This is a genomic window from Vreelandella azerica (assembly GCF_013112225.1).
In the GTDB taxonomy this organism is placed as follows: Bacteria; Pseudomonadota; Gammaproteobacteria; order Pseudomonadales; family Halomonadaceae; genus Vreelandella; species Vreelandella azerica.
On record NZ_JABFHI010000009.1, the window covers coordinates 1 to 25124 of the forward strand.

At 53.6% G+C, this 25124-nt stretch carries 24 protein-coding genes, 4 tRNA genes and 4 pseudogenes; 20 read left to right on the plus strand and 12 right to left on the minus strand.

The window, feature by feature from the left end; genetic code table 11:
* The coding region (locus tag HLB35_RS15125; protein WP_328732215.1) for a glycine cleavage T C-terminal barrel domain-containing protein at nt 1-748 on the plus strand (748 nt) is incomplete at its 5' end.
* Nucleotides 749-762: 14 nt separating this feature from the next.
* Here the strand turns inward: HLB35_RS15125 and HLB35_RS19030 are convergent.
* From HLB35_RS19030 to HLB35_RS15140, 3 genes and pseudogenes are all read right to left on the minus strand, one after another.
* Nucleotides 763-1520 (minus strand): annotated as a pseudogene (locus HLB35_RS19030) (murein hydrolase activator EnvC family protein).
* Nucleotides 1521-1630: 110 nt separating this feature from the next.
* Nucleotides 1631-2512, minus strand: a complete 882-nt coding sequence (locus HLB35_RS15135; protein ID WP_171703213.1) for an acetyltransferase — start codon at nt 2510-2512, stop codon at nt 1631-1633.
* Nucleotides 2513-2644: 132 nt separating this feature from the next.
* Nucleotides 2645-3541, minus strand: coding sequence for a LysR family transcriptional regulator (locus HLB35_RS15140; protein ID WP_171703214.1), 897 nt, complete (start codon nt 3539-3541; stop codon nt 2645-2647).
* A 211-nt stretch (nt 3542-3752) separates the two neighbouring features.
* Between HLB35_RS15140 and HLB35_RS15145 the strand changes: the two genes are divergently transcribed.
* Together HLB35_RS15145 and HLB35_RS15150 are read left to right on the plus strand one after the other, a co-directional pair.
* The gene (locus HLB35_RS15145; protein WP_171703215.1) at nt 3753-4451 is read left to right on the plus strand and encodes a CoA transferase subunit A; all 699 of its coding nucleotides are present in this window, start codon (nt 3753-3755) and stop codon (nt 4449-4451) included.
* Between the two features lie 63 nt (nt 4452-4514).
* On the plus strand, nt 4515-5180 hold the full coding sequence (locus HLB35_RS15150; protein WP_171703216.1) for a CoA transferase subunit B: 666 nt from the start codon (nt 4515-4517) through the stop codon (nt 5178-5180).
* 110 nt (nt 5181-5290) lie between these two features.
* Here HLB35_RS15150 and HLB35_RS15155 read toward each other — a convergent pair whose 3' ends face one another.
* Nucleotides 5291-6064, minus strand: a complete 774-nt coding sequence (locus HLB35_RS15155; RefSeq protein ID WP_171703217.1) for a VOC family protein — start codon at nt 6062-6064, stop codon at nt 5291-5293.
* Between the two features lie 136 nt (nt 6065-6200).
* Complete coding sequence (locus HLB35_RS15160; protein ID WP_171703218.1) at nt 6201-6464, minus strand: GrxA family glutaredoxin; 264 nt, start codon at nt 6462-6464, stop codon at nt 6201-6203.
* Between the two features lie 128 nt (nt 6465-6592).
* On the opposite strand from HLB35_RS15160, the gene HLB35_RS15165 reads away from it, so the two are divergent.
* The 3 genes from HLB35_RS15165 to HLB35_RS15175 all read left to right on the plus strand — a co-directional run bounded on the left by HLB35_RS15165 (nt 6593) and on the right by HLB35_RS15175 (nt 7902).
* Complete coding sequence (locus HLB35_RS15165; RefSeq protein ID WP_171703219.1) at nt 6593-6850, plus strand: hypothetical protein; 258 nt, start codon at nt 6593-6595, stop codon at nt 6848-6850.
* Nucleotides 6799-7017, plus strand: a complete 219-nt coding sequence (gene hybE, locus HLB35_RS15170; RefSeq protein ID WP_171703220.1) for a [NiFe]-hydrogenase assembly chaperone HybE — start codon at nt 6799-6801, stop codon at nt 7015-7017. The genes HLB35_RS15165 and hybE overlap by 52 nt, the downstream gene beginning before the upstream one ends.
* Nucleotides 7018-7122: 105 nt before the next feature.
* Nucleotides 7123-7902, plus strand: a complete 780-nt coding sequence (locus HLB35_RS15175) for a 3-hydroxybutyrate dehydrogenase (protein WP_171703221.1) — start codon at nt 7123-7125, stop codon at nt 7900-7902.
* A gap of 64 nt (nt 7903-7966) precedes the next feature.
* On the opposite strand, the gene HLB35_RS15180 is transcribed toward HLB35_RS15175, so the two are convergent.
* The 3 genes and pseudogenes from HLB35_RS15180 to HLB35_RS15190 all read right to left on the minus strand — a co-directional run bounded on the left by HLB35_RS15180 (nt 7967) and on the right by HLB35_RS15190 (nt 10281).
* Nucleotides 7967-8536 (minus strand): response regulator transcription factor, encoded by a 570-nt coding sequence (locus tag HLB35_RS15180; RefSeq protein ID WP_171703222.1) that lies wholly within the window; start codon nt 8534-8536, stop codon nt 7967-7969.
* A 55-nt stretch (nt 8537-8591) separates the two neighbouring features.
* Nucleotides 8592-9863: pseudogene (locus HLB35_RS15185) on the minus strand (ATP-binding protein).
* 4 nt (nt 9864-9867) lie between these two features.
* On the minus strand, nt 9868-10281 hold the full coding sequence (locus tag HLB35_RS15190) for a hypothetical protein (protein ID WP_171703223.1): 414 nt from the start codon (nt 10279-10281) through the stop codon (nt 9868-9870).
* 202 nt (nt 10282-10483) lie between these two features.
* On the opposite strand from HLB35_RS15190, the gene pyrC reads away from it, so the two are divergent.
* Nucleotides 10484-11530, plus strand: coding sequence for a dihydroorotase (gene pyrC / locus HLB35_RS15195; RefSeq protein WP_171703224.1), 1047 nt, complete (start codon nt 10484-10486; stop codon nt 11528-11530).
* A 12-nt stretch (nt 11531-11542) separates the two neighbouring features.
* On the opposite strand, the gene mtnN is transcribed toward pyrC, so the two are convergent.
* Both mtnN and folD read right to left on the minus strand, forming a co-directional pair.
* Complete coding sequence (gene mtnN, locus HLB35_RS15200; RefSeq protein WP_171703225.1) at nt 11543-12259, minus strand: 5'-methylthioadenosine/S-adenosylhomocysteine nucleosidase; 717 nt, start codon at nt 12257-12259, stop codon at nt 11543-11545.
* Nucleotides 12260-12298: 39 nt separating this feature from the next.
* Nucleotides 12299-13162: a bifunctional methylenetetrahydrofolate dehydrogenase/methenyltetrahydrofolate cyclohydrolase FolD gene (folD, locus tag HLB35_RS15205; protein WP_171703226.1), complete on the minus strand. Its 864-nt coding sequence runs from the start codon at nt 13160-13162 to the stop codon at nt 12299-12301.
* Between the two features lie 182 nt (nt 13163-13344).
* Here folD and HLB35_RS15210 point away from each other — a divergent pair.
* From HLB35_RS15210 to HLB35_RS15245, 8 genes and pseudogenes are all read left to right on the plus strand, one after another.
* Nucleotides 13345-13421 (plus strand) — tRNA-Pro (locus tag HLB35_RS15210).
* A 103-nt stretch (nt 13422-13524) separates the two neighbouring features.
* Nucleotides 13525-13601, plus strand: a tRNA-Arg gene (locus tag HLB35_RS15215).
* A gap of 72 nt (nt 13602-13673) precedes the next feature.
* Nucleotides 13674-13748, plus strand: a tRNA-His gene (locus HLB35_RS15220).
* A gap of 47 nt (nt 13749-13795) precedes the next feature.
* Nucleotides 13796-13870 (plus strand) — tRNA-His (locus tag HLB35_RS15225).
* A 528-nt stretch (nt 13871-14398) separates the two neighbouring features.
* Entirely contained in the window at nt 14399-15637 is a 1239-nt protein-coding gene (locus HLB35_RS15230) for an NAD(P)/FAD-dependent oxidoreductase (protein WP_171703227.1), read from the plus strand.
* Between the two features lie 92 nt (nt 15638-15729).
* The gene (locus tag HLB35_RS15235; protein WP_171703228.1) at nt 15730-15945 is read left to right on the plus strand and encodes a putative motility protein; all 216 of its coding nucleotides are present in this window, start codon (nt 15730-15732) and stop codon (nt 15943-15945) included.
* 181 nt (nt 15946-16126) lie between these two features.
* On the plus strand, nt 16127-17716 hold the full coding sequence (locus tag HLB35_RS15240) for a peptide chain release factor 3 (protein ID WP_171703229.1): 1590 nt from the start codon (nt 16127-16129) through the stop codon (nt 17714-17716).
* A gap of 43 nt (nt 17717-17759) precedes the next feature.
* A pseudogene (locus HLB35_RS15245) lies at nt 17760-18538 on the plus strand (TatD family hydrolase).
* A 4-nt stretch (nt 18539-18542) separates the two neighbouring features.
* Here the strand turns inward: HLB35_RS15245 and ygfZ are convergent.
* Nucleotides 18543-18980 carry a CAF17-like 4Fe-4S cluster assembly/insertion protein YgfZ gene (gene ygfZ, locus HLB35_RS17675; RefSeq protein ID WP_235937276.1) on the minus strand — a complete coding sequence of 146 codons (438 nt, stop codon included), beginning with the start codon at nt 18978-18980 and terminating at the stop codon, nt 18543-18545.
* Nucleotides 18911-19552, minus strand: a complete 642-nt coding sequence (locus HLB35_RS17680; RefSeq protein WP_235937277.1) for a YgfZ family protein — start codon at nt 19550-19552, stop codon at nt 18911-18913. The genes ygfZ and HLB35_RS17680 overlap by 70 nt, the downstream gene beginning before the upstream one ends.
* A gap of 182 nt (nt 19553-19734) precedes the next feature.
* Between HLB35_RS17680 and HLB35_RS15255 the strand changes: the two genes are divergently transcribed.
* From HLB35_RS15255 to HLB35_RS15275, 5 genes and pseudogenes are all read left to right on the plus strand, one after another.
* Complete coding sequence (locus HLB35_RS15255) at nt 19735-19935, plus strand: hypothetical protein (protein WP_171703230.1); 201 nt, start codon at nt 19735-19737, stop codon at nt 19933-19935.
* A 67-nt stretch (nt 19936-20002) separates the two neighbouring features.
* Nucleotides 20003-20416: an OsmC family protein gene (locus HLB35_RS15260; protein WP_171703231.1), complete on the plus strand. Its 414-nt coding sequence runs from the start codon at nt 20003-20005 to the stop codon at nt 20414-20416.
* A 38-nt stretch (nt 20417-20454) separates the two neighbouring features.
* Nucleotides 20455-22478 (plus strand): annotated as a pseudogene (gene uvrB / locus HLB35_RS15265) (excinuclease ABC subunit UvrB).
* Nucleotides 22479-22480: 2 nt separating this feature from the next.
* Nucleotides 22481-23308 (plus strand): endonuclease VIII, encoded by an 828-nt coding sequence (nei, locus tag HLB35_RS15270; RefSeq protein WP_171703232.1) that lies wholly within the window; start codon nt 22481-22483, stop codon nt 23306-23308.
* Between the two features lie 226 nt (nt 23309-23534).
* Nucleotides 23535-25040 (plus strand): fumarate hydratase, encoded by a 1506-nt coding sequence (locus HLB35_RS15275; protein WP_171703233.1) that lies wholly within the window; start codon nt 23535-23537, stop codon nt 25038-25040.
* The last annotated feature ends 84 nt before the right edge of the window (nt 25041-25124 follow it).

The window sequence follows — 25124 nt, forward strand, 5'->3', positions numbered from 1 at the left end:
TCTTGGCGACCAGCAGGAGATTGTCTATCTGGAAGAGCGTGCCTTGCTGGCGCTACAAGGGCCGCAGGCGAAGGATGTGATGGCGCGTCTTTGTCCTGAAGCCTGTGCGTTGGTGTTCATGCAGCATCAACGTTTCACTCTGAAAGAAGGTGACGGGCTGGCAGGCGAGGAGATCTGGGTGAGCCGCAGTGGTTATACCGGTGAGGATGGCTTTGAAATCTCGGTAGCAGGGCATGCCGCAGAAGCCTTTGCACGGCGCCTTCTGGCCGAACCGGAAGTAGAGGCCATTGGCCTGGGCGCGCGGGATTCACTGCGCCTTGAAGCGGGCCTATGCCTTTATGGCCATGATATGGATACCCAGACAACGCCGGTTGAAGCAAGCCTAATTTGGGCTATCAGCAAGCCGCGCCGTTTTGGCGGTGATCGTGCTGCTGGTTTTCCAGGGGCTGATCTGGTGCTGCATCAGGTAGACGCTAAAGACCATACGCGCAAGCGGGTTGGCCTAGTGGCAGAAGGTAAAGCACCGGTGCGGGAAGGTGCCTTATTGGTCGATGCAGATGGTAACGAGTTGGGTGTAGTGACATCCGGCGGGTTTGGACCCAGCGTCGGCAAGCCGATCGCCATGGGCTATGTGGAGCGCGAGTGGGAAAGCCCAGGTTCCCGGGTATTTGCCCTGGTACGTGGCAAACACCAGCCGATGGTCGTGACAAAAATGCCGTTTATCACCCCCGGTTATTATCGCGGCTGAGGCAACGCTTACGCTTACTTCAGTACCCGGCGAGGGTCGATAGGGTTGCCGCCCTGGCGCAGGTCAAACAGCAAGTCATGGCGCCCGTTACGGTTTAGCCCTACCTCACATAAAGCATCGCCACGGGCCACCTGGGTGTCTTCTTCGACCAGTAATTCCGAGCACAGGGCGTAGACGCTTTGCAGGTTGTCCGGATGGTGAACGATAACGACCTGACCAAGCTGTCGCATGCTGCCCGCAAAACGTACATCCCTGAGGCAACGGCAGTTGCCTGAGCGCCTGCCTGGGTGGCCAGTAACATGGGCTGCAGAGTGCCACGCTCATCTGGCCCGAAACGCCGCACAATCCGGTAGTCGTCCAATGGCCAGGGCCAGCGGCGTGCGGATGTGGGCAGGTTGCCAGTAGGCGGCGGTCGGCTAGCTGTTGTGTTGTTGGAGGTTGGTTGCGGGCGATTGGCAGCGCCGGAAAGCGGCACATTGACCAGTTGGCCAATTCGCAGGGCGGTGGGGGTGACACCAGGGTTGGCGTTGATCAAATCCTGGGTGCGGGCACCAAAATGGCGCGCGATGCCAGCGAAGGTGTCACCTGCGCGAATCTGGTAGCGATAGGGGCCAGCCGAAGGCGCGCGTTCCTGTTGCAGGGGAATGAGCAGCTGTTGGCCAACTAATAAACGTTGGGGGTTAACATCAGGATTAAAGCGCTGTAGCCGTTCTACCGGGATGCTATACCGCCGAGCAATTGCTCCCAGGGTGTCGCCAGTCTGCACGGTTATCCAGGGACTACCCTCCGCCCTTACTTGGGTTTCTTCACTCGGGCTGCTGTCAGGTGTACTGGCGCAGCCTGCCAACGTAGTCAGAAGGCAGCAGCAGATAAGGGCGCTGATCAGTCGTGGTGAGTGCGTTTGTCCAGCAGGGCGTCTTTTTCTTGCCACAGTGCATTGATCCATTGATGAAAGCGTTCCTTATCCTGAGATTGCGCATGATACTGAGTATCTAACATCCATTTTGGCACGGCCAGCCGTCGAGCAGTCAATGTTACTGGCTGTTCAGTGCCACACAGAAATCCCCAGAAAGTCGGTGACGGGTTGGTATAGCTGATAGTGACATCAAGAATACCGCTGAGCTGATCACCCATCAGATTCAGTACTTGCGCGATGCCACCTGCCTTGGGACGTAGCAAATGCTGATACGGACTTTGTTGATGCTCACGCTTTACCGGAGTGAAACGGGTGCCCTCGACATAAATGACAATGCTGATAGGGTAATCTTTGGCTCGTTCACACATCCGCTGGGTGGCGCGTCGGTCTATTTCAGCCAGCTTGGGATTTTTGGCCAACTGCTGCCGACTGTAGCGGCGCATTACGGGGAATTCCAGTGCCCAGAATGCTTGTCCAATAATCGGTATCCATAACAATGCTCTTTTGATAAAAAAGCGTGGCATGGGAATGCGCCGGTGCAGGGCCATAAACAGCATGAAAATATCTGTCCAGCTGCGGTGATTGGAAATGATCAGCCACCACTGGTTGTCGCTCAAGTCATCAGGAATCTCTACCGTTAATGGTGTTTTTAGCCACTGGCGCATCCACCACAGATTAGCACCAATCCAGTGCAAGGTAATTTCATTCATGGTTTGCAGTAGCAGATTACGCATTTTTTGGGTGGGCGCCAGCAGCTTCAGAAGCGTCAGTATAAGCAGTGGGATACCCAATATCAGAGTAATCACACAGATCAACAGTAAGCTGGTAACTCCTTTTATTATCGGCATTCGGCGGTTTCCCAATTCTTCAGCGTTGTTATATCAATGACATTATATTGAGCGGTAACGAAGATACGCTGACAAATGCTAATAGATATCGCACCCGGTTCCCAGCGATGAGGTGTTAATAAAGGCCACTTGTTACGTTGGATGTAGGCAGGGCGCCTGAACGGTCTCTTTGAGCACATCCCGTAATGCCTGAGCGGCGACGGATAGCTCCTGATGAGTAAGAATTCCGACTTGACAGGAAATATCCGGCCGGGTGAGTGGAATACAGAGGGCGCCTAGCTCGGTCATCTGCTGAATGCACATGGAAGGCACGGCGCTAACCCCAAGGCCGTCTGCGACCATACGCCCGACGGTGGCCAGCTGGTGGCTTTCAAACGCCACTGGCAGCACTGTGGAGCGCTTTTCGAGCGCCTGCTCCAGCAGGCGTCGTACCATTGAAGGACGTTGAAGAGTGATGAAGTCCTGGCAAATCATTTCTGTCCAGGTCAGTTGTTCAAGCCTGGCAAGCAGGCTGTTACGTGGCACTACCGCCACAAAACGGTCATCAAACAAAGGTGTGAAATGCAGGCTACCAAGCCCTTCAGGGGCAAAAGCAATGCCCATCTCAACTTGCCTGGAGCGCACCATGTCAATCACTTCCTCATTGATGACATCATGGACAGTAATATTGATTTTCGGATATTGCTGACGAAACTTGACCAATGCGGCGGGCAGCAGATTACTGGCAAACGCCGGCATGGCCGCAACGCCCAGGCGGCCAAGCTGCAGGGTGAAACGCTGGCGCAAACGCTCCTCGGTGTTGTCCCACTGTGCCAGTAGATGTTTTGCCAGCGGTACCAGGGATTCTCCTTCGGGCGTTAAACGAACACTGCGTGTACTACGAATCAGCAATTTACCGCCCAGAGTATCTTCCAGCCCCTTGATCGCCAAGCTCAGTGCCGGCTGTGAAAGGTGCAAGCGTTCACAGGCCTGGGTAAAGCTTAAAGTCTGGGCGACGGCCAGAAAAGCGCGCAGTTGTTTGACGGTCATCGTCTGGTTCCAAAAATAACGCGGCGAAAAATTATTAATCAATTATATAAATAAATTGATAAATAAAACAAACTTAACAAATATATCATCTGGTACAACACTGATCCTATTCGGTAGCCGGAGCTGGCAGTGGCATTTAAAGATACACTGTTGCCGAAAGAAGGCGTGTTAGCCGTCAATAGCATCCATTAATAACAAGCGAGGATTCATCATGGCAGGTTTTGACAAGCGAGTGGCTTCCTATGAAGAAGCAATGCAGGGAATCGAAAGCGGTATGACGGTGATTGCCGGCGGGTTTGGCCTGTGTGGTATACCTGAAAACCTGATTGCCGAGATCAAGCGTCTTGGTGTCAAGGATCTGACCGTGGTTTCCAATAACTGCGGCGTTGATGGTTTTGGTCTAGGCCTTCTGCTGGAAGACCGCCAGATTCGCAAGATTCTGGCGTCCTATGTAGGCGAGAATGCCATGTTCGAGCAGCAGATGCTTAATGATGAAATTGAGGTGGTGTTGACGCCCCAGGGCACCCTGGCGGAAAAAATGCGTGCTGGTGGTGCTGGTATTCCAGCCTTTTATACCGCTACAGGCTACGGCACCCCGATTGGTGAAGGCAAGGAAGTCCGCGAGTTCAATGGTCGCCCGCACATTCTGGAAGAATCCGTCACCGGCGACTTTGCTATCGTCAAGGGCTGGAAGGCCGACTGGTATGGCAATGTGGTTTACCGTCATACGGCTCAAAACTTTAACCCCATGGCCGCCACCGCGGGCAGAATCACCGTTGTTGAGGTGGAAGAAATTGTTGAACCGGGTGAATTAGACCCCGCTCAGATTCATACGCCGGGCATTTATGTGGATCGCCTGATTCAGGGCACATTCGAGAAGCGTATCGAAAAACGCACCGTTCGCAGCTAAGGCAGTGCTTTTAAATAGCCTAATTTGCCCAAGAATCTTTTTAAAATAACAGGATAGATAATCATGGCACTAACACGTGAACAGATGGCAATGCGCGTTGCGCGTGAGCTAGAAGATGGCTTCTACGTTAACCTGGGTATCGGTATTCCAACGCTGGTGGCCAACTATATTCCTGACGGCATGGACGTCATGCTGCAGTCAGAAAATGGCCTGCTGGGGATGGGGCGTTTTCCAACCGAAGAAGAACTTGATGCCGATATGATCAATGCCGGTAAGCAAACGGTGACGGCACGCCCGGGAGCCGCTATTTTTTCATCGGCGGAGTCGTTTGCGATGATTCGCGGGGGCCATGTTGATTTGACTGTACTGGGGGCCTTTGAAGTCGACCAGAACGGCAACATTGCTTCCTGGATGGTGCCGGGCAAGCTGATCAAGGGCATGGGCGGTGCCATGGATCTGGTGGCTGGCGCGGAAAATATCATCTGCACCATGACCCATGCGTCCAAGCACGGTGAATCCAAGCTGCTTGAAGCATGCACCTTGCCGCTAACCGGCGCGGGCTGTATCAACCGTGTGTTGACGGATCTGGCCTATATGGAAATCAAGGACGGTACTTTCATACTCAAGGAACGGGCGCCTGGAGTGAGCGTTGAAGAAATCATCGAGAAAACCGCTGGTAAGCTGGTGGTGCCAGATAACGTTCCTGAAATGACCTTTGCTGAAGGTTAAATGACATCAACCTGACTCAACGCTCTGGGCTAAATAGAAGGGCTGTGCAGAGTCAGCTCGTGGCTGGCGCTGCGCAGTTTATGTCATGGAAGCAGTGCTGTTGGGTGCCGTTACATGATCTCGCAGCGGGTATGGTGAGGTAATAGCTGGCAGGCAATCGGCTCGTGGTCATCTTCCACGCGCTTTTGAACCAGCGCTAGCCCACCAAAAGAGACGCGGTGCTCATCACCTTCTGCAAACACCATTTTCTGGGCATTGGTCGGGTAAAAGCGATGCTCCAGCAATGAAGAGACGGGGAAGATGCCGTTTTGTTCGGCGCAGGCCCGTGCCATACCGGAGTCGCTGAGCAGTTGATCAATTTTCCGCAGTGGTTGGCCAAGCGTGTGGCAGTTGAATCCCGCGTGGTGAAGGCGAGGCCCCATGGCAGCAAGCCAGGCAGCCATGGGGTGAGTCTCCAGCAACGCTTCATGCAGCGACCATGTGGGCATTGGCCAAGGGCGACCATGGCAGAACAGTTCAACGCCTTTTGCCGCGTCATCAGCAGGCCCCGGTTGATGGATAAGCCGGGTAAGCTCTTCTCTTTGGCTTTTGGGCAGCGTACCTATTTGTAGCTCCGCTACAATCAGCCAACTGCCGCTGTCCTGAGGTGACCAAAGATGTACCAGCAAGCCCTTGTCAGCCATGGCATAGCGGGACACAAGTTGATAGCCCATTTGGGCAAGAAAAGGGGATATCGCCTTGGCGCTGAACTCGCCGACATTGAGGGTCAGCAAGGTCATGTATTCAGCTTGTTCGGCTTTGGGCCACAGGGTCAAGGCCCCAACATCAGGGTGGGCATGAATATAATCCAGCCATAATTGTTGTATGAACTCCTTGCGCTGCATAATGATATCCTCGCCTGCAAGATCCGTTGAGAGTAGACGTTTTCTACACGCGCAGTATAGGCAAGGAGAGCCGTGCAGCGTTCAACGCAGGTTAACGGCATAGCTGATAATCTGCTTGACTTGGCACTTTGAAATTTCAGTGACTCAGAGAAGGATGTTGGCGCACATACTGATCAAATTCTGTGAAGCCACCAATGTGCTCTTGATCGACAAACACCTGGGGGACGGTGTACACAGGTTTGCCCGCGGTTTTAGCGATATCTTCCTTGGTGATGCCTTCACTGGGCATATCGATATAGCGCAGGCCATCAATCTTACCTGCACTCTCAAGTTGTTCGGCCAGGCGCTTGGCCATGACGCAGAAAGGGCATGACAGACGCCCATAGATGACAACAAACATATAGCTTGACTCCTTTGAATGAATTTTTAATACATTAGTCTGACGTAGCCAAGACCGTTTGGCTAATAGCAGGATGCTACATCACCCATTGATCCTGATTATGGCGATTCCAGATAGAGAACTTTTTAATGCAGTTACCCACGCTTGAAGAGTACGAGCAGATTACTGAACTGGCCCGCAACTATCGAGACAGTCAGATACGCTTGCTCAAACGCGAGCCTGTCTTCAACCCACGCCTGGGTGTCGATGGCTTATGTTTTCAACGTGGCCAGTTTGAAGCGTTGGAAGGCACCGGCCTGATCGGCGCCTTGATCACCCCTGTGCGCTGTGGCTGGTGGCCATTCCGGAAAATGCCAGCTCACATGTATGCCAGGACAGCTTGCTGATTTCACTACCATCGGGGGCGTATCGTTTTTTTCTGCAACCATTGCAGGATGGCCAAGGCTGCTATATGTGCCGGATATTGGATGACCTGAGCGATCTTCAGACCATGCAGGAGGCGGCCCAATTGGCGCAGCGCCTGATGGAACGGATTATGGCACCGGCCACATAGTGGTTTTACCGTGTCATTCTGGTTACCTGGATCTGTGGGTTGGTGGCTTTCCAGGGTGTAATCTTTCACAAGTCACGTTAACAAGAACTTTTAACAGGAATCTATATGACAACAAGTGCTTCGACAACGAATAATCCCCGTGTTGCGGTCGTCACGGGTACCAGCAGTGGCATTGGCGAAGCTGTCGTCAAAAAGCTCTGTGATCTGGGGCATCAGGTGCTGGCGGTAGACTTTAACCCGGCGGGCAAAGCGGTGGCAGAAGCCGCAGGTGCTGCCTTCTTTGAAGCAGACCTGACCGATGCAGATGCCTGCCGTGCGGCGATCGACGATGCGGTCAAACGCTTTGGCAGCGTCGATATTCTGGTCAATAATGCCGGCATCCAGCACGTTTCTCCGATTGAAAGCTTTCCAGAGCAGAAGTGGCGGCAGATTATTGATCTGATGTTGACCGCCCCCTTCCTGCTTTCACAGGCGGCCTGGCCGCATATGCGTGAAGGTGGCTGGGGGCGTATCGTCAATATCGCTTCCGTGCATGCTCAGGTGGCTTCTCCGGGTAAGTCAGCGTATATCAGTGCCAAGCACGGCATGATTGGTTTGACCAAGACCGCCGCTCTGGAAGGCGGTGAGCAGGGCATTACCGCCAACGCCATCTGTCCGGCCTATGTGAAAACGCCGCTGGTGGATAATCAGATTGCTGATCAAGCCAAGCTTCATGGTATGGAAGAGCAAGAGGTGATCGAGAAAATCATGCTCAAGAATGCGGCCGTCAAGCGCCTGATCGAGCCGTCAGAAGTGGCTGAAATGGTGGCCTTCCTGTGTGCTGACACTGCCGGGGCGGTGACCGGTTCAAGCTGGAACATTGATCTTGGCTGGACGGCCCAGTAGTTTCCCAGGCCAATAGTCTGCAAAGATGACAACCCGCCGCCAGGCGGGTTTTTTGCATTTGGCGCTAGCGTCTGACCGGGCGCTTTTGCAGCTTGCGTTGCAGGGTACGCCGATGCATGCCCAAGGCGCGGGCTGTGGCTGAAATGTTGCCATCGTGTTCCTGAAGCACTTTCTGGATATGTTCCCAGGTAATGCGGTTCACTGAAGGCGGGTTTTCAGCAACTTCTGTGTCTGGGTTGCCTTCCTGGCGGTTGAAGGCCGTCAATACATCATCAGCATCAGCGGGTTTGCACAGATAATTGACGGCCCCTAGCTTGATGGCCTCAACGGCGGTGGCAATACTGGAGTAACCGGTCAGCACAACCACACGACACTCGGGTATCACAGCGAGTAGTTCGGGCAACAGCTTGAGGCCGGAGCTGTTTTCCAGTTTGAGATCAAGTGTTGCCATGCTCGGCGATTCGCTGGCAGCAAGGCTCAGCGCCTGGTCGGCATCGTGGGCAACGCTAACCTGATAGCCACGTCTGGTAAGCGCGCGACTGAGTACATGACAAAACATCTCGTCGTCATCAATGATGAGCAGGCGCTGATCTTGGGTTGATGACTTGTTATTAAACGGCTTGGGGGTAGACATGGCTTCCTCTGTTAATCCGCACAGCAATTCAGCAAATGATGATGCCAGGGTCAGATCATGACGGTGGCGAGGAACTCAATGGGAGGATGACCTCTGTCAGCGTGCCGCCCTCCGGATGGTTGTAGAGGCTGACGCCGCCACCAAAGCGATTGATCGTAGCATGGGTCAGAAATAAGCCAATACCCATGCCTTTGCTTTTGGTCGAAACAAAGGTGTCACCCAGCTGGTCAGCAATCGACATGGAAACCCCAGGCCCATGGTCGCGGATATCAATAATCACGCTGTCATTTTGCCAGTCCAGGCGGATAGCAATATTTTCCGGATTGGCGTCTGCGGCATTATTCAAAAGATTGGTCAAGGCCTGGTCAAGCGTGGCATCAACCGCTAGCCAGGGGCGACCGCGGCGCTCTGAGACAATCAGCTGATGGCTGACATCCGGGCGGAGCACCAGCCAGCGTTGCACCACACCAGCCAGCCATACTTCTGCATCCTGCACCTCAGGTTCTGCCATACGTCGGCGATCGGCATGGGCCACCAGATGCTGCAGGCGTGATTTGCAGGTATCGACCTGTTGCCTGAGCAGATGAATGTCATCGCTAAGCGTTGACCCCTTGGGTGCTTCATCGGCCATTTCATTGAGCAGCACCGCCATGGTGGAAAGCGGCGTGCCCAGCTCGTGGGCGGTGCCCGCCGCTTGCGTAGCAACCGCCAGCACCTGCTCGTTTCTGAGTGCGGCTTCTCGGGTGCGCGAGAGGGCTTTGTCGCGGCGACGCAGGGCGTGGGCCATCTTGTAGATAAAGAAGGTGATCAAGCCAGCGGAAAGGCCAAAATTCAGCCACATGCCGAGGGTATGCAGGCTGAGGGGGAGTCACTATGGATATGGCTCATTTGCGGAACAGCATAATAATTGAACATCAAAAAGCTGTAACCTGCCATGGCGAAGGCGGCGATAATCCAGGTGTGTCCAGGGCAGCGTGGCAGCTGCAATGGTAACTGGCACCAGGTAGTAGGTGATAAAAGGGTTGGTCGCTCCACCTGTGAAGTAGAACAACAGCGTCAGGCCCGCGATATCGGCTAGCAAATGTAATAGATATTCAGTGTGGTTAACTGCACGGGGGCGTCCCAGCCGCCACCAGGTGGCGATATTGAGGGTTCCCATGGCGATAACCACACCGACGACGGCAGGCACCTTTAGCTCAAAGCCAAGCAATTCAACGCCGATAATGATGGCGAGCAGAAAGCCCGTCCAGGTAATGCCGCGTACGATGGTCAGGCGGACCAGATTACGGTTGGGCGTTGAAAGTGGCAGGGGTAATTCCGTAGGCATGGCGTTATTTGCCGGACGTTATCAGGCGGTGAATCACCTTGATCACCAGTGTAAAGACAAAGGTCAGCCAGCCAGCCGTTGCCAGCACGTTGACGGCCAACATCTTGGGTGGAAGCCATGCAGGGCCAAGCAGGAACTCAAGCAGGATATAAGCGGCCATGCCTAGCAGCAGAGGCAATGCCAGCAGGTGAATCCACATGTCAGTGCGGCGTTTGCGCACATGATAGCGGCGCAGCAACAAACGCAGCGGGCGGTGGAACCAGCTAACAAAGATGACGGTGGCAATAAGCAGCATCATGCCGACCGTTGGTTCGGTGCTGCCACGGTAAGCGGAAAGCGTTACCGACCAGCCAAGTGCCAGCCATAGCAATCCTTCAGTGCTGGCAACAATATCCGCATAGCGCCTTACGTTATGCATACAAAAAATACGTCCTGAAGCTGATATCAGTAAGAATGATACGTCAATTCGTCCACTTTGTGGGTATGGATTCCAGCGCGATTATCCGGCGAGCAATTTAAGCAAGCTAAATATCCGGTATAATCGATGCTGACATTCAATTGCCCACACCATAACGTATCCTGATCCGTTACGTATCAAAATTTGCTCGATAGGAATCGCCGTGAAAACACTTAGCCTAACGCGCCCCGATGATTGGCATCTGCACCTGCGCGACGACGCTGCCATGGAGGCGGTTGTCAATCATAGTGCTGCCCAGATGGGGCGTGCCATCATCATGCCGAATCTCAAGCCACCGGTGACGACAACGGCCCAGGCACAAGCCTATCGCCAACGCATTCTGCAGGCATTGCCGCAAGGGTCAAGCTTTGAACCGCTGATGACGCTGTACCTGACCGATACCACGCCACCAGAAGAAATTCAGCGAGCCATTGATAGCGGTATTATCAAGGCGGTCAAGCTTTACCCTGCCGGAGCAACGACCAACTCAGCGTCAGGGGTGACCGATCTGCGCTACTGTGATGAGACGATTGCTGCCATGGCCGAGGCAGGTTTACCGCTTTTGATGCACGGTGAAGTGACCGATGCTGACATCGATATTTTTGATCGTGAAGCTGTTTTCATCGAGCAGGTGCTCAAGCCTTTGCTGGCGCGTCATCCTTCGCTCAAGGTGGTTTGCGAACACATCACCACTGAGCAGGCGGCCACCTTTGTGGCTGAAGCGCCGGATAACGTTGCGGCGACCATCACGGCCCACCACCTCCTGTTTAACCGTAACCATATGCTGGTAGGCGGGATTCGCCCGCACTATTACTGCCTGCCGATTCTCAAACGCGAGCGTCACCGTCAGGCGTTGCTCAAGGCGGCGACCTCAGGCAGCCGGAAGTTTTTCTTGGGGACTGACAGTGCGCCCCATGCCCAAGGCGATAAAGAATCCAGCTGTGGCTGTGCGGGTGCCTACACGGCACCGGCGGCGATTGAACTGTATGCCATGGCGTTTGAACAGATGGATGCGCTCGATCAGCTGGAAGCCTTTGCCAGCCTGAATGGCCCGCGCTTTTATGGTTTGCCGGTTAACCCTGACAAGGTGGTGCTGGAGCGTAATAGCTGGGCACTTCCAGACAGTTACCCTTATGCGGACGGGCAGCGCATCATTCCCTTGCTGGCGGGAGAAACGCTACCCTGGAAACTCCAGAAAGCTAGTATTTAAGAGAAAGAGCATTTAAGCCGCTGTTACAGCTCCGATCTGCTTGAGCATCTGGTCAACCATGCGCGATGAGTGCTGGGCAGCCACCTCCAGAAACTGCTCGAATGACAGGTGATTATCCGTGTCCCCCGGAATATCCGAGAGGGCGCGGATAACCACAAAGGGCACGCCAAACAGATGGCAACTCTGAGCAATCGCTGCCGCTTCCATATCGACGGCCAGCATGGCAGGGAACTGCTGACGCAGCTGTGCTACCCGCTGAGGGTCGGCCATGAAGCTATCTCCGGTGGCAATCATGCCTTCACGCACGTTGACCTCATTAAGCACTGTAATGGCGCCCTGGGCATGGGCTTTAAGGCCTGAATCAGCCTCAAACGCGGCGGGCATACCTGGCACCTGGCCAAGTTCATAGCCAAAGGCGGTCACGTCTACATCGTGGTGGCGAACTTCACTGGAAATCACCACATCGCCGATTTTCATATCCGTGGCAAAGCCCCCAGCAGAGCCGGTATTGATAATGGCCTGGGGCTGGAAACGTTCAAGCAAGACCGCGGTGCCCACTGCGGCGTTAACCTTCCCAATGCCTGACTGCAGGATGGTGATATCCAGGCCATGGCGCTGGCCGCGATAAAACGTACACCCTGCGTGTTCATGGCGCTGGGCGTTGTCCAGCTGCCCGGCAAGAATCTCGACTTCCTGCGCCATGGCACCAATAATCCCGATATGTTTCACGAAAGATTCCTTATTAGGTCTGATAATGCTCAACGTGAATCAGGTATGAGCAGGGGCATGCTGTTCGGCTGATTCCAGGGTGTTCTGCAGCAGGCTGGCAACCGTCATGGGGCCAACGCCACCGGGTACAGGCGTAATATGGCTGGCTCTTTGCTGGGCTTGCTCGAAATCGATATCCCCAATCAGACGGCCATCTTCTTGTCGGTTGATACCCACATCAATCACGACGGCGCCGGGCTTGATCCATTCCCCTTTAACGATACCGGGCTTGCCGACGGCGACCACCAGAAGATCGGCACGTCTGACATGTTCTTCAAGGTTACGGGTGAAACGATGGCATACCGTGGTGGTACAACCGGCCAGCATCAGTTCTAGCGCCATGGGGCGGCCAACAATATTGGAGGCGCCGACCACGGTGGCATCCAGGCCGCGTACGGCCAAGCCGCTTTTTTCAAGCAACGTCATCACTCCCTTGGGCGTACAGGGGCGCAGGGCAGGCAGACGTTGTGCAAGACGGCCCAGGTTATAGGGGTGGAAGCCATCGACATCCTTGTTAGGAAGAATGCGTTCCAGCAGCGGTTCGGCATCCAGGTGAGGAGGTAAGGGCAGCTGCACCAGGATGCCGTCAATGGTGTCATCGGCATTCAGCTGATCAATCAAGGCTTCGAGCGCCTGCTGGGTCGTCTCGGCCGGCAGTTCATGCTGAATGGAGTGAATGCCTGCGTTCTCACAGGCGCGATGCTTGTTGCTGACATAAACATGCGAGGCAGGGTCATTGCCCACTAACACAACCGCAAGGCCAGGAGCGCGAGCACCGATCTTGAGGCGAGCGGCAACCTTGTTGGCAACATCCTGGCGAACATCAGCGGCGATGGCTTTGCCATCGATCAATTGGGCGGTCATCAATGTAATCCCCGTCGAGAAAGATACTTGAACAAGTGGAATGCGTCTGATTTTCGCATGCCAGCACGTTCAGGCAAAGCGATTGAAGGATTTATGTGCATTAGTGGTTGACTTTAAAATTAAAAGTTGTAATATGTGCCTCGCTTGAGACGAGACATACGGTAGCGTCTAGGTAGTTACTTCGGGGTGTAGCGCAGTCTGGTAGCGCGCCTGCTTTGGGAGCAGGATGTCGGGGGTTCGAATCCCTCCACCCCGACCACTTCCTAACGTGGATGTTGGTACTTGCATATCCAAGCGTTGGTTGTGGTTCAGCACTTGATTCAATTGAGTAACATTATCAATTGAATAGCTAACTCCAAAGTGCGCCCATAGCTCAACCGGATAGAGCAACGGCCTTCTAAGCCGTAGGTTGCGGGTTCAAGTCCTGCTGGGCGTGCCAATCTGAAGCGTCAGCATGTTGAAAGATATGAGCATCATTGTTTGTATCTATCTGCTTTACAAGTTAATTATGGTGGATGTAGCTCAGTGGTAGAGCCCCGGATTGTGGCTCCGGTGGTCGTGGGTTCGATCCCCATCATCCACCCCATTAACTATTTGTAAAACACATCAGTAAGCAGATTATTCCAGGTTATGGTGGATGTAGCTCAGTGGTAGAGCCCCGGATTGTGGCTCCGGTGGTCGTGGGTTCGATCCCCATCATCCACCCCATTAACCCTTGTCATCTCTTATTCTCCCAGTGTTATTTTCATATTCCTGTCTAGTTATCTACTTTCTACATTTCCTCCCCAGTTATCTGCATTCAAATGCGCTAATCGGCATATAAGTATTGCCTCTACTATTAGGGTTCACTTATGTTGCCCGTGTTTTTCAAATAGCCTATCTGCTGTGTGATAGTTTCCTGCGTGCTGATAGATTTTGATAGATTGACGGCTTTTTTGCAGTTGCTCCACCCCTCGCTGTGGGGTTTAGGTTTTTATTCTTTTTTGATTAATTTTTTGAAATTAATTGCTGTTTTTTAAAAAATATACAGTGTTTGTGGCTATTTTAATGCTATTGATTTGGTGTTATTTTCTAAAAATGGTTTTTGGCTAGGGTTGATCCTCAGTTGCTTGTAGCGTACTGCTCAGCAACCTTGTGACAAGGCCAGCACGAGTTTATTTTATAGTTTGCTGTCATCAGTATATTGGCTGGTGGCAGCGTTGATGTTGAAAGGCATAAAAAAACAAGGAGCATAGAATGGCGCATAGTATTGTTCTGGGTGCTGGAATGATTGGTGTCAGCGTTGCCTGGCATCTTCTTCAGCGCGGGCATGATGTCACCCTGATTGACCGCCGTGATCCAGGCCAGGAAACATCCTTTGGCAATGCTGGCATCATCCAGCGTGAGGCCGTGCGCCCCTATGCCTTTCCTCGTGATATGAAAACACTGCTGAGTGTCTTGCCTAATCGCCGAGTGGATATTCGTTATCGGCCGGGCGGGATGATTAATGCGGCGTCACCGCTGCTGCGTTATTGGCATAACTCCGGCCCTAAGGCCTACTCACGTATCGTGCCGGAATATGCTTCTCTTATTCAGTTATGCCTTGATACTCACGCGCCTATGATCAAAGCGGCTGGCGCTGAGCGGTTGATCGCCAAAGATGGCTTTCTGGAACTGTTCCGTTCTGAAAGCAAGCAGGCAATTCGCTTGAAAGAAGCGGAAGAGAATCGGGAGCGTTTTGGTGTTCAGTTCAAGCACCTTGACCGTCAGCAGTTGTCTGTCATGGAACCGCACCTCTCGGCGGATATCATTGGTGCTATCCACTGGGTGGATTCCTGGGTGGTTAATGATCCTGGAAGCCTGGTTGCTGCCTATGCCGATGCCTGCAAGCAGCAGGGTGGCCGGCTGTTGCAGAGTGAAGTCACTGATATCCAGCAGAAGGCAGGGGGCTGGGAAGTGACCACGCCTGATGAAACCCTGCAAGCTGATAACCTAGTTATGGCGCTGGGGCCATGGGCGGGAAAGTGGCTCAAACCCTTGGGTTATCATTTCCCGACTTTCGTCAAGCGTGGTTACCACATGCACTATGCGTCTGGCGAAGGTGCCAAGCTCAATCACTGGGTAATGGATGCCGAAGTAGGCTATCTGTTAGCGCCCATGCGCGCGGGTATTCGTCTAACAACTGGGGCCGAGCTGGATAACCTGGAATCACCTGCTCACGATAATCAACTGGCGAGTGCCGAAAAAGCCGCCCGCAAGCTGTTTCCGCTTGGTGAGCGAAAAGATGCAGACGCCTGGAAGGGCGCGCGGCCCTGCTTGCCAGATATGAAACCGGTCATTGGCCCGGCGCCGCGCCATAAAGGCCTGTGGCTGGCTTTTGGTCACGGTCATCAGGGGTTCACACTAGGGCCAGCAACGGGCATGCTGCTGGCGAATATGATGGAAGGTAAACCAACGGCTATTGATATGGCGCCTTTCCGTGCTGACCGTTTCTGAAATTTTCGGCCGTCGTAATGGTGGGAAACTTTGCACCTCAATAATGCCTCTGCTATTGTTAAATAATATTTAATAGCAAGCGAGGTGCCACTATGGATGCATCTGTTAGTAATGCTGTCTCTGCGTCGCTTTATATGAATCAGGCGCAGACTGCTCAGCAGGCACAAATGCAGGTATTCAGAGAGTCACTGGATAACCAGGAACAGCAGGTATCTGCTTTGATGGAATCGGCAACGGCCGGTTCAGGTTCACAGCAAAATCTTGCTTCAGAAGGTAATTTGGGAACTCAAATCAATACGTTTGCCTGATCTGTTTTCATATAGATACGTTTAGCTTTAAAAAAGCCAAGGCCATACCAACATATGTTGATATGGCCTTTTTGCATGCTGACCTTTGCTGATGCAAGGCTCTGCTTGTGCTGATGCCTTCGTTTTGCGTTACCATGGCGCTATCAGTTACTTAATTTATGCAGTCCTGCCAGAGAAACCAATGTCTGACGCTCAACTATCCCGCGAAGCGGAACTTCGCCGCACCTTCGCTATTATTTCTCACCCGGACGCGGGTAAAACCACCATTACTGAAAAAATGCTGCTGTTCGGGAACGCCATCCAGATGGCGGGCTCGGTCAAAAGCAAGCGTAATGATCGCCATGCGACCTCGGACTGGATGAAAATGGAACAGGAGCGGGGTATCTCGGTGACCACCTCCGTTATGCAGTTTCCCTATGGTGGGCGTATCGTCAACCTGTTGGATACGCCTGGCCACGAAGACTTCTCTGAAGACACTTATCGTACCCTGACGGCTGTCGACTCAGCGCTGATGGTGATTGACGGGGCAAAGGGCGTGGAAGACCGTACCATCAAGTTGATGGAAGTCTGCCGGCTGCGTACCACGCCGATCCTGACCTTTGTCAACAAGATGGATCGTGATATCCGTGACCCCATTGAAGTGATGGATGAAGTGGAGACCGTACTCAATATCCAGTGCGCACCGATGACCTGGCCGATTGGTATGGGGCGCCATTTCAAGGGGGTCTATCACCTGTATAACGATGTGTTGCATCTTTATACCCAGGGCCAGGGTAGCCGAATTCCTGATGACAAACGCATCGAAGGGCTGGATAACCCTGAAGTGGAAGCCGTACTGGGAGAAGAGGAGGCAGAAGAGTTGCGCATGGAAGTGGAGCTGGTACGCGGCGCCTCCCATGCGTTTGACCTTGATGCCTATCGTAACGGTGAACTGACGCCGGTGTATTTCGGTACCGCCATGGGCAATTTTGGGGTGCGGGAAATGCTCGATGGCTTTGTTGAATATGCACCGCCGCCCCAACCTCGTGAAACGGATACCCGTATCGTCACTGCGGATGATGAGCGCTTCAGTGGTTTTGTATTCAAGATTCAGGCAAACATGGACCCGAATCACCGTGACCGTATTGCTTTTTTACGGGTGTGCTCGGGTAAATACGAAAAGAACATGAAAATGCGCCATGTCAGAATCAACAAGGATGTAAAGATTGCTGATGCCCTGACGTTTATGGCGTCGGATCGCTCCCAGGTTGAGGAAGCCTGGCCGGGTGATATTATCGGTCTGCATAATCATGGCACCATCCAGATTGGTGACACCTTTACCCTGAATGAAGACATGCGCTTTACCGGGATTCCTCACTTTGCTCCGGAACTGTTCAAGCGTGTGCGCCTGAAAGACCCGCTGAAAATGAAGGCGCTGCAGAAAGGGCTTCAGCAGCTTTCCGAAGAAGGGGCTACCCAGGTCTTTATGCCGCTGGATAACAACGACCTGATTTTGGGCGCGGTAGGTACGCTGCAGTTTGACGTGGTCGCCCATCGCCTCAAGGAAGAGTACAAGGTGGATTGCCTGTATGAAGGCATCAACGTCAACACCGCCCGCTGGGTGTACAGTGAGGATGCCAAGAAGCTTGAAGAATTCAAGCGCAAGGCAAGCGCCAACCTGGCGATTGATGGCGGTGGTTATCTCACCTACATTGCGCCAACACGAGTGAACTTACAGATGACCCAAGAACGCTGGCCTGAGATTCGCTTCCAGCCAACCCGCGAGCACTGAGCGGATACGGTTTGACTGATATAGGTTGCCTTAGGGAGGCTAGATGCTGATTGACGCCCATTGTCATCTTGATCTTGCTGATTTTGATAGCGACCGTGATGACGTTTTTCAGCGCGCCAGACAAGTCGGTGTAAGACACTTTGTGGTGCCTGGCACTACCCGAGCGCGCTGGCCAAAAGTGCTGGCGCTTGGTGAGCGTGAAGACGTCAGTATTGCCTTGGGGCTGCATCCCTACTTCATTGAAGAACATAGCGACGAGGATATGCAGGCGCTGGAAGACGCCTTGCAAGCATACCCTCAGTTAGTTGCCGTGGGTGAGTGCGGCATTGATGCTCGCTTGAGTGACACGCTTGAGCAGCAATGGACGCTGTTTGATGCCCAGTTGCGTCTGGCCAAACGCTATGACCTGCCAGTGATAATTCACTGCGTGCAGGCCAACGATAAGGTGGCCAAGCGTTTGCGTCAGCTGCAGCTGCCCAGAGGCGGCATGGTGCACGGTTTTGCCGGTTCACCAGAGCAGGCCCACGCCTTTAATGCGCTGGGGTTTGCTGTCGGGCTGGGGGGATATTGACCTATCCACGCGCCCGCCGAGTTCAGCGGGCGGTCAAGGCATTGGCAGATGATGGTTTTGTGCTGGAGACCGACAGCCCGGATATGCCGCTTCACGGTCAGCAAGGCCAACGTAATGAACCGGTCAATGTCGCTGAAGTCTGCCGCCAGCTAGCCCAGCTACGCCATCAATCAGAAGCTGACGTCGCTAGGCTGAGCGGCCAGACAGCCAAGCGATTATTCCACCTGCCTAATAGTGTTATTGATGACTGATGGTCTATTGACCACTGATCGTCAGGGCCAGCTGCTCAGGGTCAAGCCGTTCAACCTCATAAGGCAAACTTGCCAGCTCAACACTATGGCCATTGATACTCAGAGGCAGTTGATTGTTGATTGCTTTTGTGTTGATCACTGCCAGAAATTCGCTAGCGCCATTTTCATTAACGCAGCTGGTCACAATCTCGCCGACGCTACGGTCGTTGTCATCCTTAACCCCAGTGCCGCTGGATAACGTTTCAGTGCTATTGACACTGCCACGCCAGAGGCGCTTTTTCACCTGACCGCGAAAGTGGGCGCGTGCCACCACTTCCTGGCCGGTATAACAGCCTTTCTTGAAGCTGATGCCACCCAGGGCTTCCCAGTTGATCATCTGGGGCAGGTACTTATCCTGATGTTCGGCGTCAAGCCAGACCAGACCCCGGCGAATATCGGCCAATTGCCAATCGGCAAGCTGGCCCTTTGTTGGCCAGTTTGCGCTATCTGCCTCAGGGAGGATAAACAGCCATCGATAGCCAGCCTCATCATTTCCGGGGGAAAAGCCAATATACTGCGTTGCTCAGCGTCACTAACCTGTTGCCAGGGTACGGAGGGCAAGGGCATCTTGAGCGCTTGAGCCATATTTTCAGCATCACCTAGCGCAGCTCCCAATACAGTGACGTCTTCACTGGCTGATAAGGTCACCTTATAGAAGGGGGCAAATTTCTGCAGATGCTTCATCAATGGTTCCACCAGGCTGGCGGATAGCAGCATACGCACATGGTCGCTAGCCAAGCGGATCAGCTGACCATTAGAAATCATCCGTCCCTTGGGAGTACAAAAGCAGGTGAGGGGAGCAAAGTGGCTGTCCGCCAGGTTAACCTGGGCGCTGGTCTGGCCTTGCAGGAATTGTTCGGCACCGTCACCACGAATATCCAGAATAGCTAGATGAGATAACCTGATACTGGCGCCTGTGGCTTGCGGCTGAGGCTGCGTACCCGGTGTTGAGCTTGAAGCTGTGGATGCATGCATAGCGTGAGCATCTCCTTACTGTGATGAAATAGCAGGCCTTGATCCTGACCGTGGATACCCCAACATTACCACGTATGGGCCTTGAGACCCGATTGCAAGCCATTATCAGCGTGCTAGACTCTGGTGCTGTATCAAGCTTGCATAAGCTTGTTGAATGATAGGTATGCGTAGGGGGAGGACACATGGCTCAGCAGGTATCATTAGGGTTTAAAGGCGTAGAATCCGTTGAACAGGTGAATCAGATAACAACGGCCTTGATGATGGTAGACGGGGTTGAAAGTGCTGAAGTCGGCCAGCATGGCGCTGAAGTTGAAGGGCGCGTAAAGCGCGACAAGCTTATCGCCGCCGTCAATGCCTTGAAGCTAGGGATCAAGGTATCGTGAACAGCAAAAGCGTCTTGAAAGCAAAAGCGTATTGAAAGGACATTGGCTTACAGAGAAGGAAAACACCATGGAAAAGACTATAACAGTGATTACAGAGCGCGATCATCTGCTACGCCACCGGGTTGAACTGAACGGCTTCGAGGATCTCTATGTGGATGTTCCCAAAGCCTACGGCGGTGAAGAAACGGCGCCAGACCCACACGATTATTTCGACCTGTCGCTAGGTGCCTGTAAGGCGATTACCGCCAAGATGTATGCCGACCGCAAGGGTTGGCCGCTGGAAGGCATCACAACAAGAGTCAAGCGTGATGACTCACAGGAGCGTAAAGGTTTGTACAAGCTTGAAGTCACGCTGGTCTTTCATGGTATCAGTGACCCTGAGCAACAGGCGCGGCTCGAAGAAATCAGTGAACGCTGCCCGATTCATCGTCTGATCACCCAGGCCAGTGTTGAAGTGACCACGCGTTCAGATATTGCCTGACCGCTAAGACATCGCGTAAACCCGCTTTAGGAGCCTTGATGAGCAAAGCATTCAGACTGCAGTCCAAATTTTCCCCTGCCGGTGACCAACCTACGGCAATCAAGGCGCTGGTAGGCGGGCTGGAAGCCGGTCTTGCTCATCAAACCCTCCTGGGGGTGACCGGTTCTGGCAAAACCTTCACCATGGCCAATGTGGTAGAAACCCTGCAGCGGCCAACGATTGTCATGGCGCCCAACAAGACCCTGGCAGCCCAGCTTTACGGCGAGTTCAAGGCGTTCTTCCCCGATAACGCCGTCGAATACTTTGTCTCCTACTACGATTACTATCAGCCTGAAGCCTATGTGCCGTCTTCAGATACCTTCATCGAAAAGGATGCCTCTATCAATGATCATATTGAACAGATGCGCCTTTCCGCGACCAAGGCGCTACTGGAACGCCGCGATGCCCTGATTGTGGTGTCGGTTTCGGCCATTTATGGCCTGGGCGACCCGGATCAGTATCTCAAGATGCGTCTGCACTTCACTCGCGGTGAACTGATCGACCAGCGTGCCTTTCTGCGCCGTCTCGCTGAACTGCAATACACCCGTAACGATATGGATTTCCGCCGTGGTACCTACCGGGTGCGCGGCGATGTGATCGATATCTTCCCGGCGGATGCTGAAGAGGAAGCCGTACGGGTTGAACTGTTTGACGATGAAATTGATTCCATTCGTCTGTTTGACCCATTGACTGGCGATGTAAGTGGCCAGGTGCCGCGTATGACGATTTACCCCAAATCCCACTATGTCACCCCTCGGGAAACCATACTGGGGGCGATTGACGCCATTAAAGCTGAATTGAAAGAGCGTCTTGAGTGGTTACGTAAGCACGACCGCCTGGTAGAGGCTCAGCGTCTTGAACAGCGTACCCTTTACGATATCGAGATGATGCTGGAACTGGGGTACTGCAACGGTATCGAAAACTACTCGCGTTATCTCTCCGGGCGAGACCCGGGTCAGGCGCCGCCGACCTTCTTTGATTACCTGCCTGACGATGCCCTGCTGTTTATCGACGAATCCCACGTCAGCGTTCCCCAGGTGGGCGGCATGTTCAAGGGAGACCGCTCACGCAAGGAAACCCTGGTGGAATATGGTTTCCGTCTGCCGTCGGCGTTGGATAACCGCCCCATGAAGTTTGAGGAATGGGAAGCCATCAGCCCGCAGACGATCTTTGTATCCGCCACCCCGGACCCTATGAAGCCGAACATGCCGGTCAGGTGGTTGAACAGGTGGTACGCCCGACGGGGCTGCTGGATCCTGAGATTGAGGTTCGCCCCGCGTCAACCCAGGTAGATGATCTGCTCTCGGAAATCCGCCTGCGTACGGCGGTGGGGGAGCGTGTCCTGGTTACCGTGCTTACCAAACGCATGGCTGAGGACTTGACTGACTACTTTGATGAGCATGGTATTCGCGTGCGTTACCTGCATTCGGATATTGATACCGTTGAGCGGGTCGAGATTATCCGCGACCTGCGCCTGGGGAAATTTGATGTTCTGGTGGGGATCAACCTGTTGCGCGAAGGGCTGGATATACCTGAAGTTTCCCTGGTGGCGATTCTCGACGCTGACAAGGAAGGGTTTCTGCGCGCTGAACGTTCACTGATTCAGACCATCGGCCGTGCGGCGCGTAACGCCCACGGCAAGGCGATTCTCTATGGTGACCGGATCACCGATTCCATGCGCAAGGCCATGGATGAAACAGCACGCCGTCGGGAAAAACAGCAGGCGCATAATGAAAAGCACAGCATTACGCCAACCACGGTGACCCGTTCGGTGGCGGACATCATGGAAGCCGCTCAGGCGCCCGGCAAGAAATCCAGCCGTCGGCGGGGTAATGAGCGCAAGGTGGCAGAGCCTGAGGCCGTCTATGAACCCGCCAGTATGCACCCGAACGATGTCGCATCAGCGATCAGCAAGCTGGAAGACGGCATGTTTGAAGCCGCCCAGAATCTGGATTTCGAAGAAGCGGCCCGTCTGCGTGACCGTCTTCATGAGCTTAAAGAAAAACAGCTGGCGCTGGGGTAAACATGCCGGAAGGTCCTGAAATTCGCCGAGCTGCTGATCGTATCGAAAAGCAGCTGACTAAGGGCATCATTGATGATGCCTGGTTTGCCTTTGATGAGCTTAAAGAGTACCCGCCTAAACTGATTGGCCAACAGGTCGAACGGGTCGAGACCCGTGGCAAGGCCATGCTGGTGCGTTTTTCGGATCAGCATGTTCTTTATTCCCATAACCAGCTTTATGGCGTATGGAAGTGCCATATGGCAGATAAAGAGCCGGCTACGCGTCGTTCACTGCGCGCCCGTCTTGTGGTTAATGGGCGCGCGGCCAGTCTGTATAGCGCTTCGGATATCAGCATGTGGCCCGCAGACCGCCTGGAGGAACATCCTTTTCTGGCCAGACTCGGCCCTGATTTGCTGTCACAATCGGTGGGTGAAGAGCACATCGCCCAGCGCCTGAAGGAGCCGCCATTTTATCGGCGTGGGCTGGGTGGCTTATTGCTGGATCAAGGGTTTGTGGCTGGTTTGGGCAACTATCTACGCAGTGAGGTGTTGTTCTTTGCCGGCTTGTCGCCTCGTCAGCGACCCTGTGATCTGAGTGAAGAAGAGCGGCGGCGCCTGGCGCATTACATACTGGCACTTACCCGGCAGGCTTATCGCACGGCAGGTGTTACCAACTGCCCTGAGTGGGTAGACAAGGCAAAAAGCAGGGGCGAGTCGCGTCGTCAGTGGCGCTTCAGTGTTTTTGAACGCGAAGGCCTGCCTTGTCATCGTTGCGCTACATCGATAGAAAAAGTCAACATTGCTTCCCGCAGGCTATATTTCTGCTCACATTGCCAATCCTTATCTGTGTAATAATTTTATACCGTTATCTTTTTTACAAAACAAAATATCAATCAAACTAAAGCACCAACAGCAGGTAAATTAAGCAGACTGCCCGTCACCGATAGATGGGGTATACTTGCCACCACAAAATGACCGTGTGGCTTATTAAAACGATTATCAAAAGCGTGGCGTGATCGCCGTCTGAACGACGTATCTATGCCTGCATGTGATAACCAGATACCGGGGAGTAACTTAAATGACCGTGATTCGCCAGGACGATGTAATTCAAAGCGTTGCCGACGCTCTTCAATATATTTCCTACTATCATCCGAAAGACTTCATTGATGCTATGGCGCAGGCCTATGAGCGTGAAGAAAACCCGGCTGCCAAGGATGCCATCGCCCAGATACTGATCAATTCCCGGATGTGTGCCACAGGTCATCGGCCTATCTGCCAGGACACCGGCATTGTGACCGTTTTTGTTCACGTTGGTATGAAGGTTCAGTGGGATGCCGACATGAGCCTTGACGATATGGTCAATGAAGGGGTTAGGCGCGCCTACTTGCTGCCGGATAACATTCTACGCGCTTCTGTATTAGCCGATCCTGATGGTAAGCGCGAAAACACCAAGGACAATACGCCAGCGATTATTCATCACAAGCTTGTGCCTGGTGATAAAGTGGAAATTCATGTAGCGGCCAAGGGCGGCGGCAGCGAGGCAAAGTCCAAGTTTGCCATGTTGAACCCTTCAGACAGCGTGGTGGACTGGGTGCTTGAGCAGTTGCCCAAGATGGGGGCCGGCTGGTGCCCGCCGGGTATGCTCGGTATCGGTATTGGAGGGACTGCTGAAAAGGCCATGGAAATTGCCAAGGAAGCCTTGCTGGACCCGATTGACATTCAGGAGCTACAGGCTCGGGGTGCCTCGAACCGCGCCGAAGAGCTGCGTCTTGAGCTGTTTGAAAAGGTCAACCAGTCCGGAATTGGTGCGCAGGGGCTTGGTGGTTTGACGACGGTGCTGGATATCAAGGTCAAGGATTATCCCACCCATGCAGCCAACAAGCCGGTAGCCATTATTCCTAATTGTGCTGCTACCCGGCATGCGCATTTTACCCTTGATGGTTCTGGTCCGGTGGCACTGGCGCCGCCTAAGCTTGAAGACTGGCCGGAAATCACCCGTGAAATGGGCGATAACGTCAAGCGGGTCAACCTCGACACCATCACCCGTGAAGAAGTCAAAACCTGGCAGCCAGGTGATACGCTATTGCTTAATGGCAAGCTGCTGACAGGCCGGGATGCCGCCCATAAGCGGATGGTGGACATGATTGCCAAGGGCGAGCCGCTGCCGGTGGATATGAAAGGGCGCTTTATTTACTACGTTGGCCCCGTCGACCCGATCGGTGATGAAGTGGTTGGTCCGGCCGGCCCGACAACTGCAACGCGTATGGATAAATTCACCCGTACCATGCTGGAAGAAACCGGGTTGCTAGGCATGGTGGGTAAAGCAGAACGCGGCCTGGCGGCCATTGAGGCCATCCGTGACAATGAAGCGGTGTATCTGATGGCGGTGGGCGGCTCGGCTTATCTGGTGGCCCAGGCCATCAAGAAATCCCGCGTGGTCGGTTTCAAGGATCTGGGGATGGAAGCCATTTACGAGTTTGAAGTGGAAGATATGCCGGTCACAGTGGCAGTTGATTCCCAGGGTACCTCGGTACACCAGACGGGGCCTGCCAAGTGGAAAGAGATTATTGCTGAAAAAGCCTGATATCGTTGATTTGATATCCATGGCAAGCACTTTGCTCATTAAACGCGCTACTATCGGGCTCCGAATGTCGGGGCCCGTTTTTAT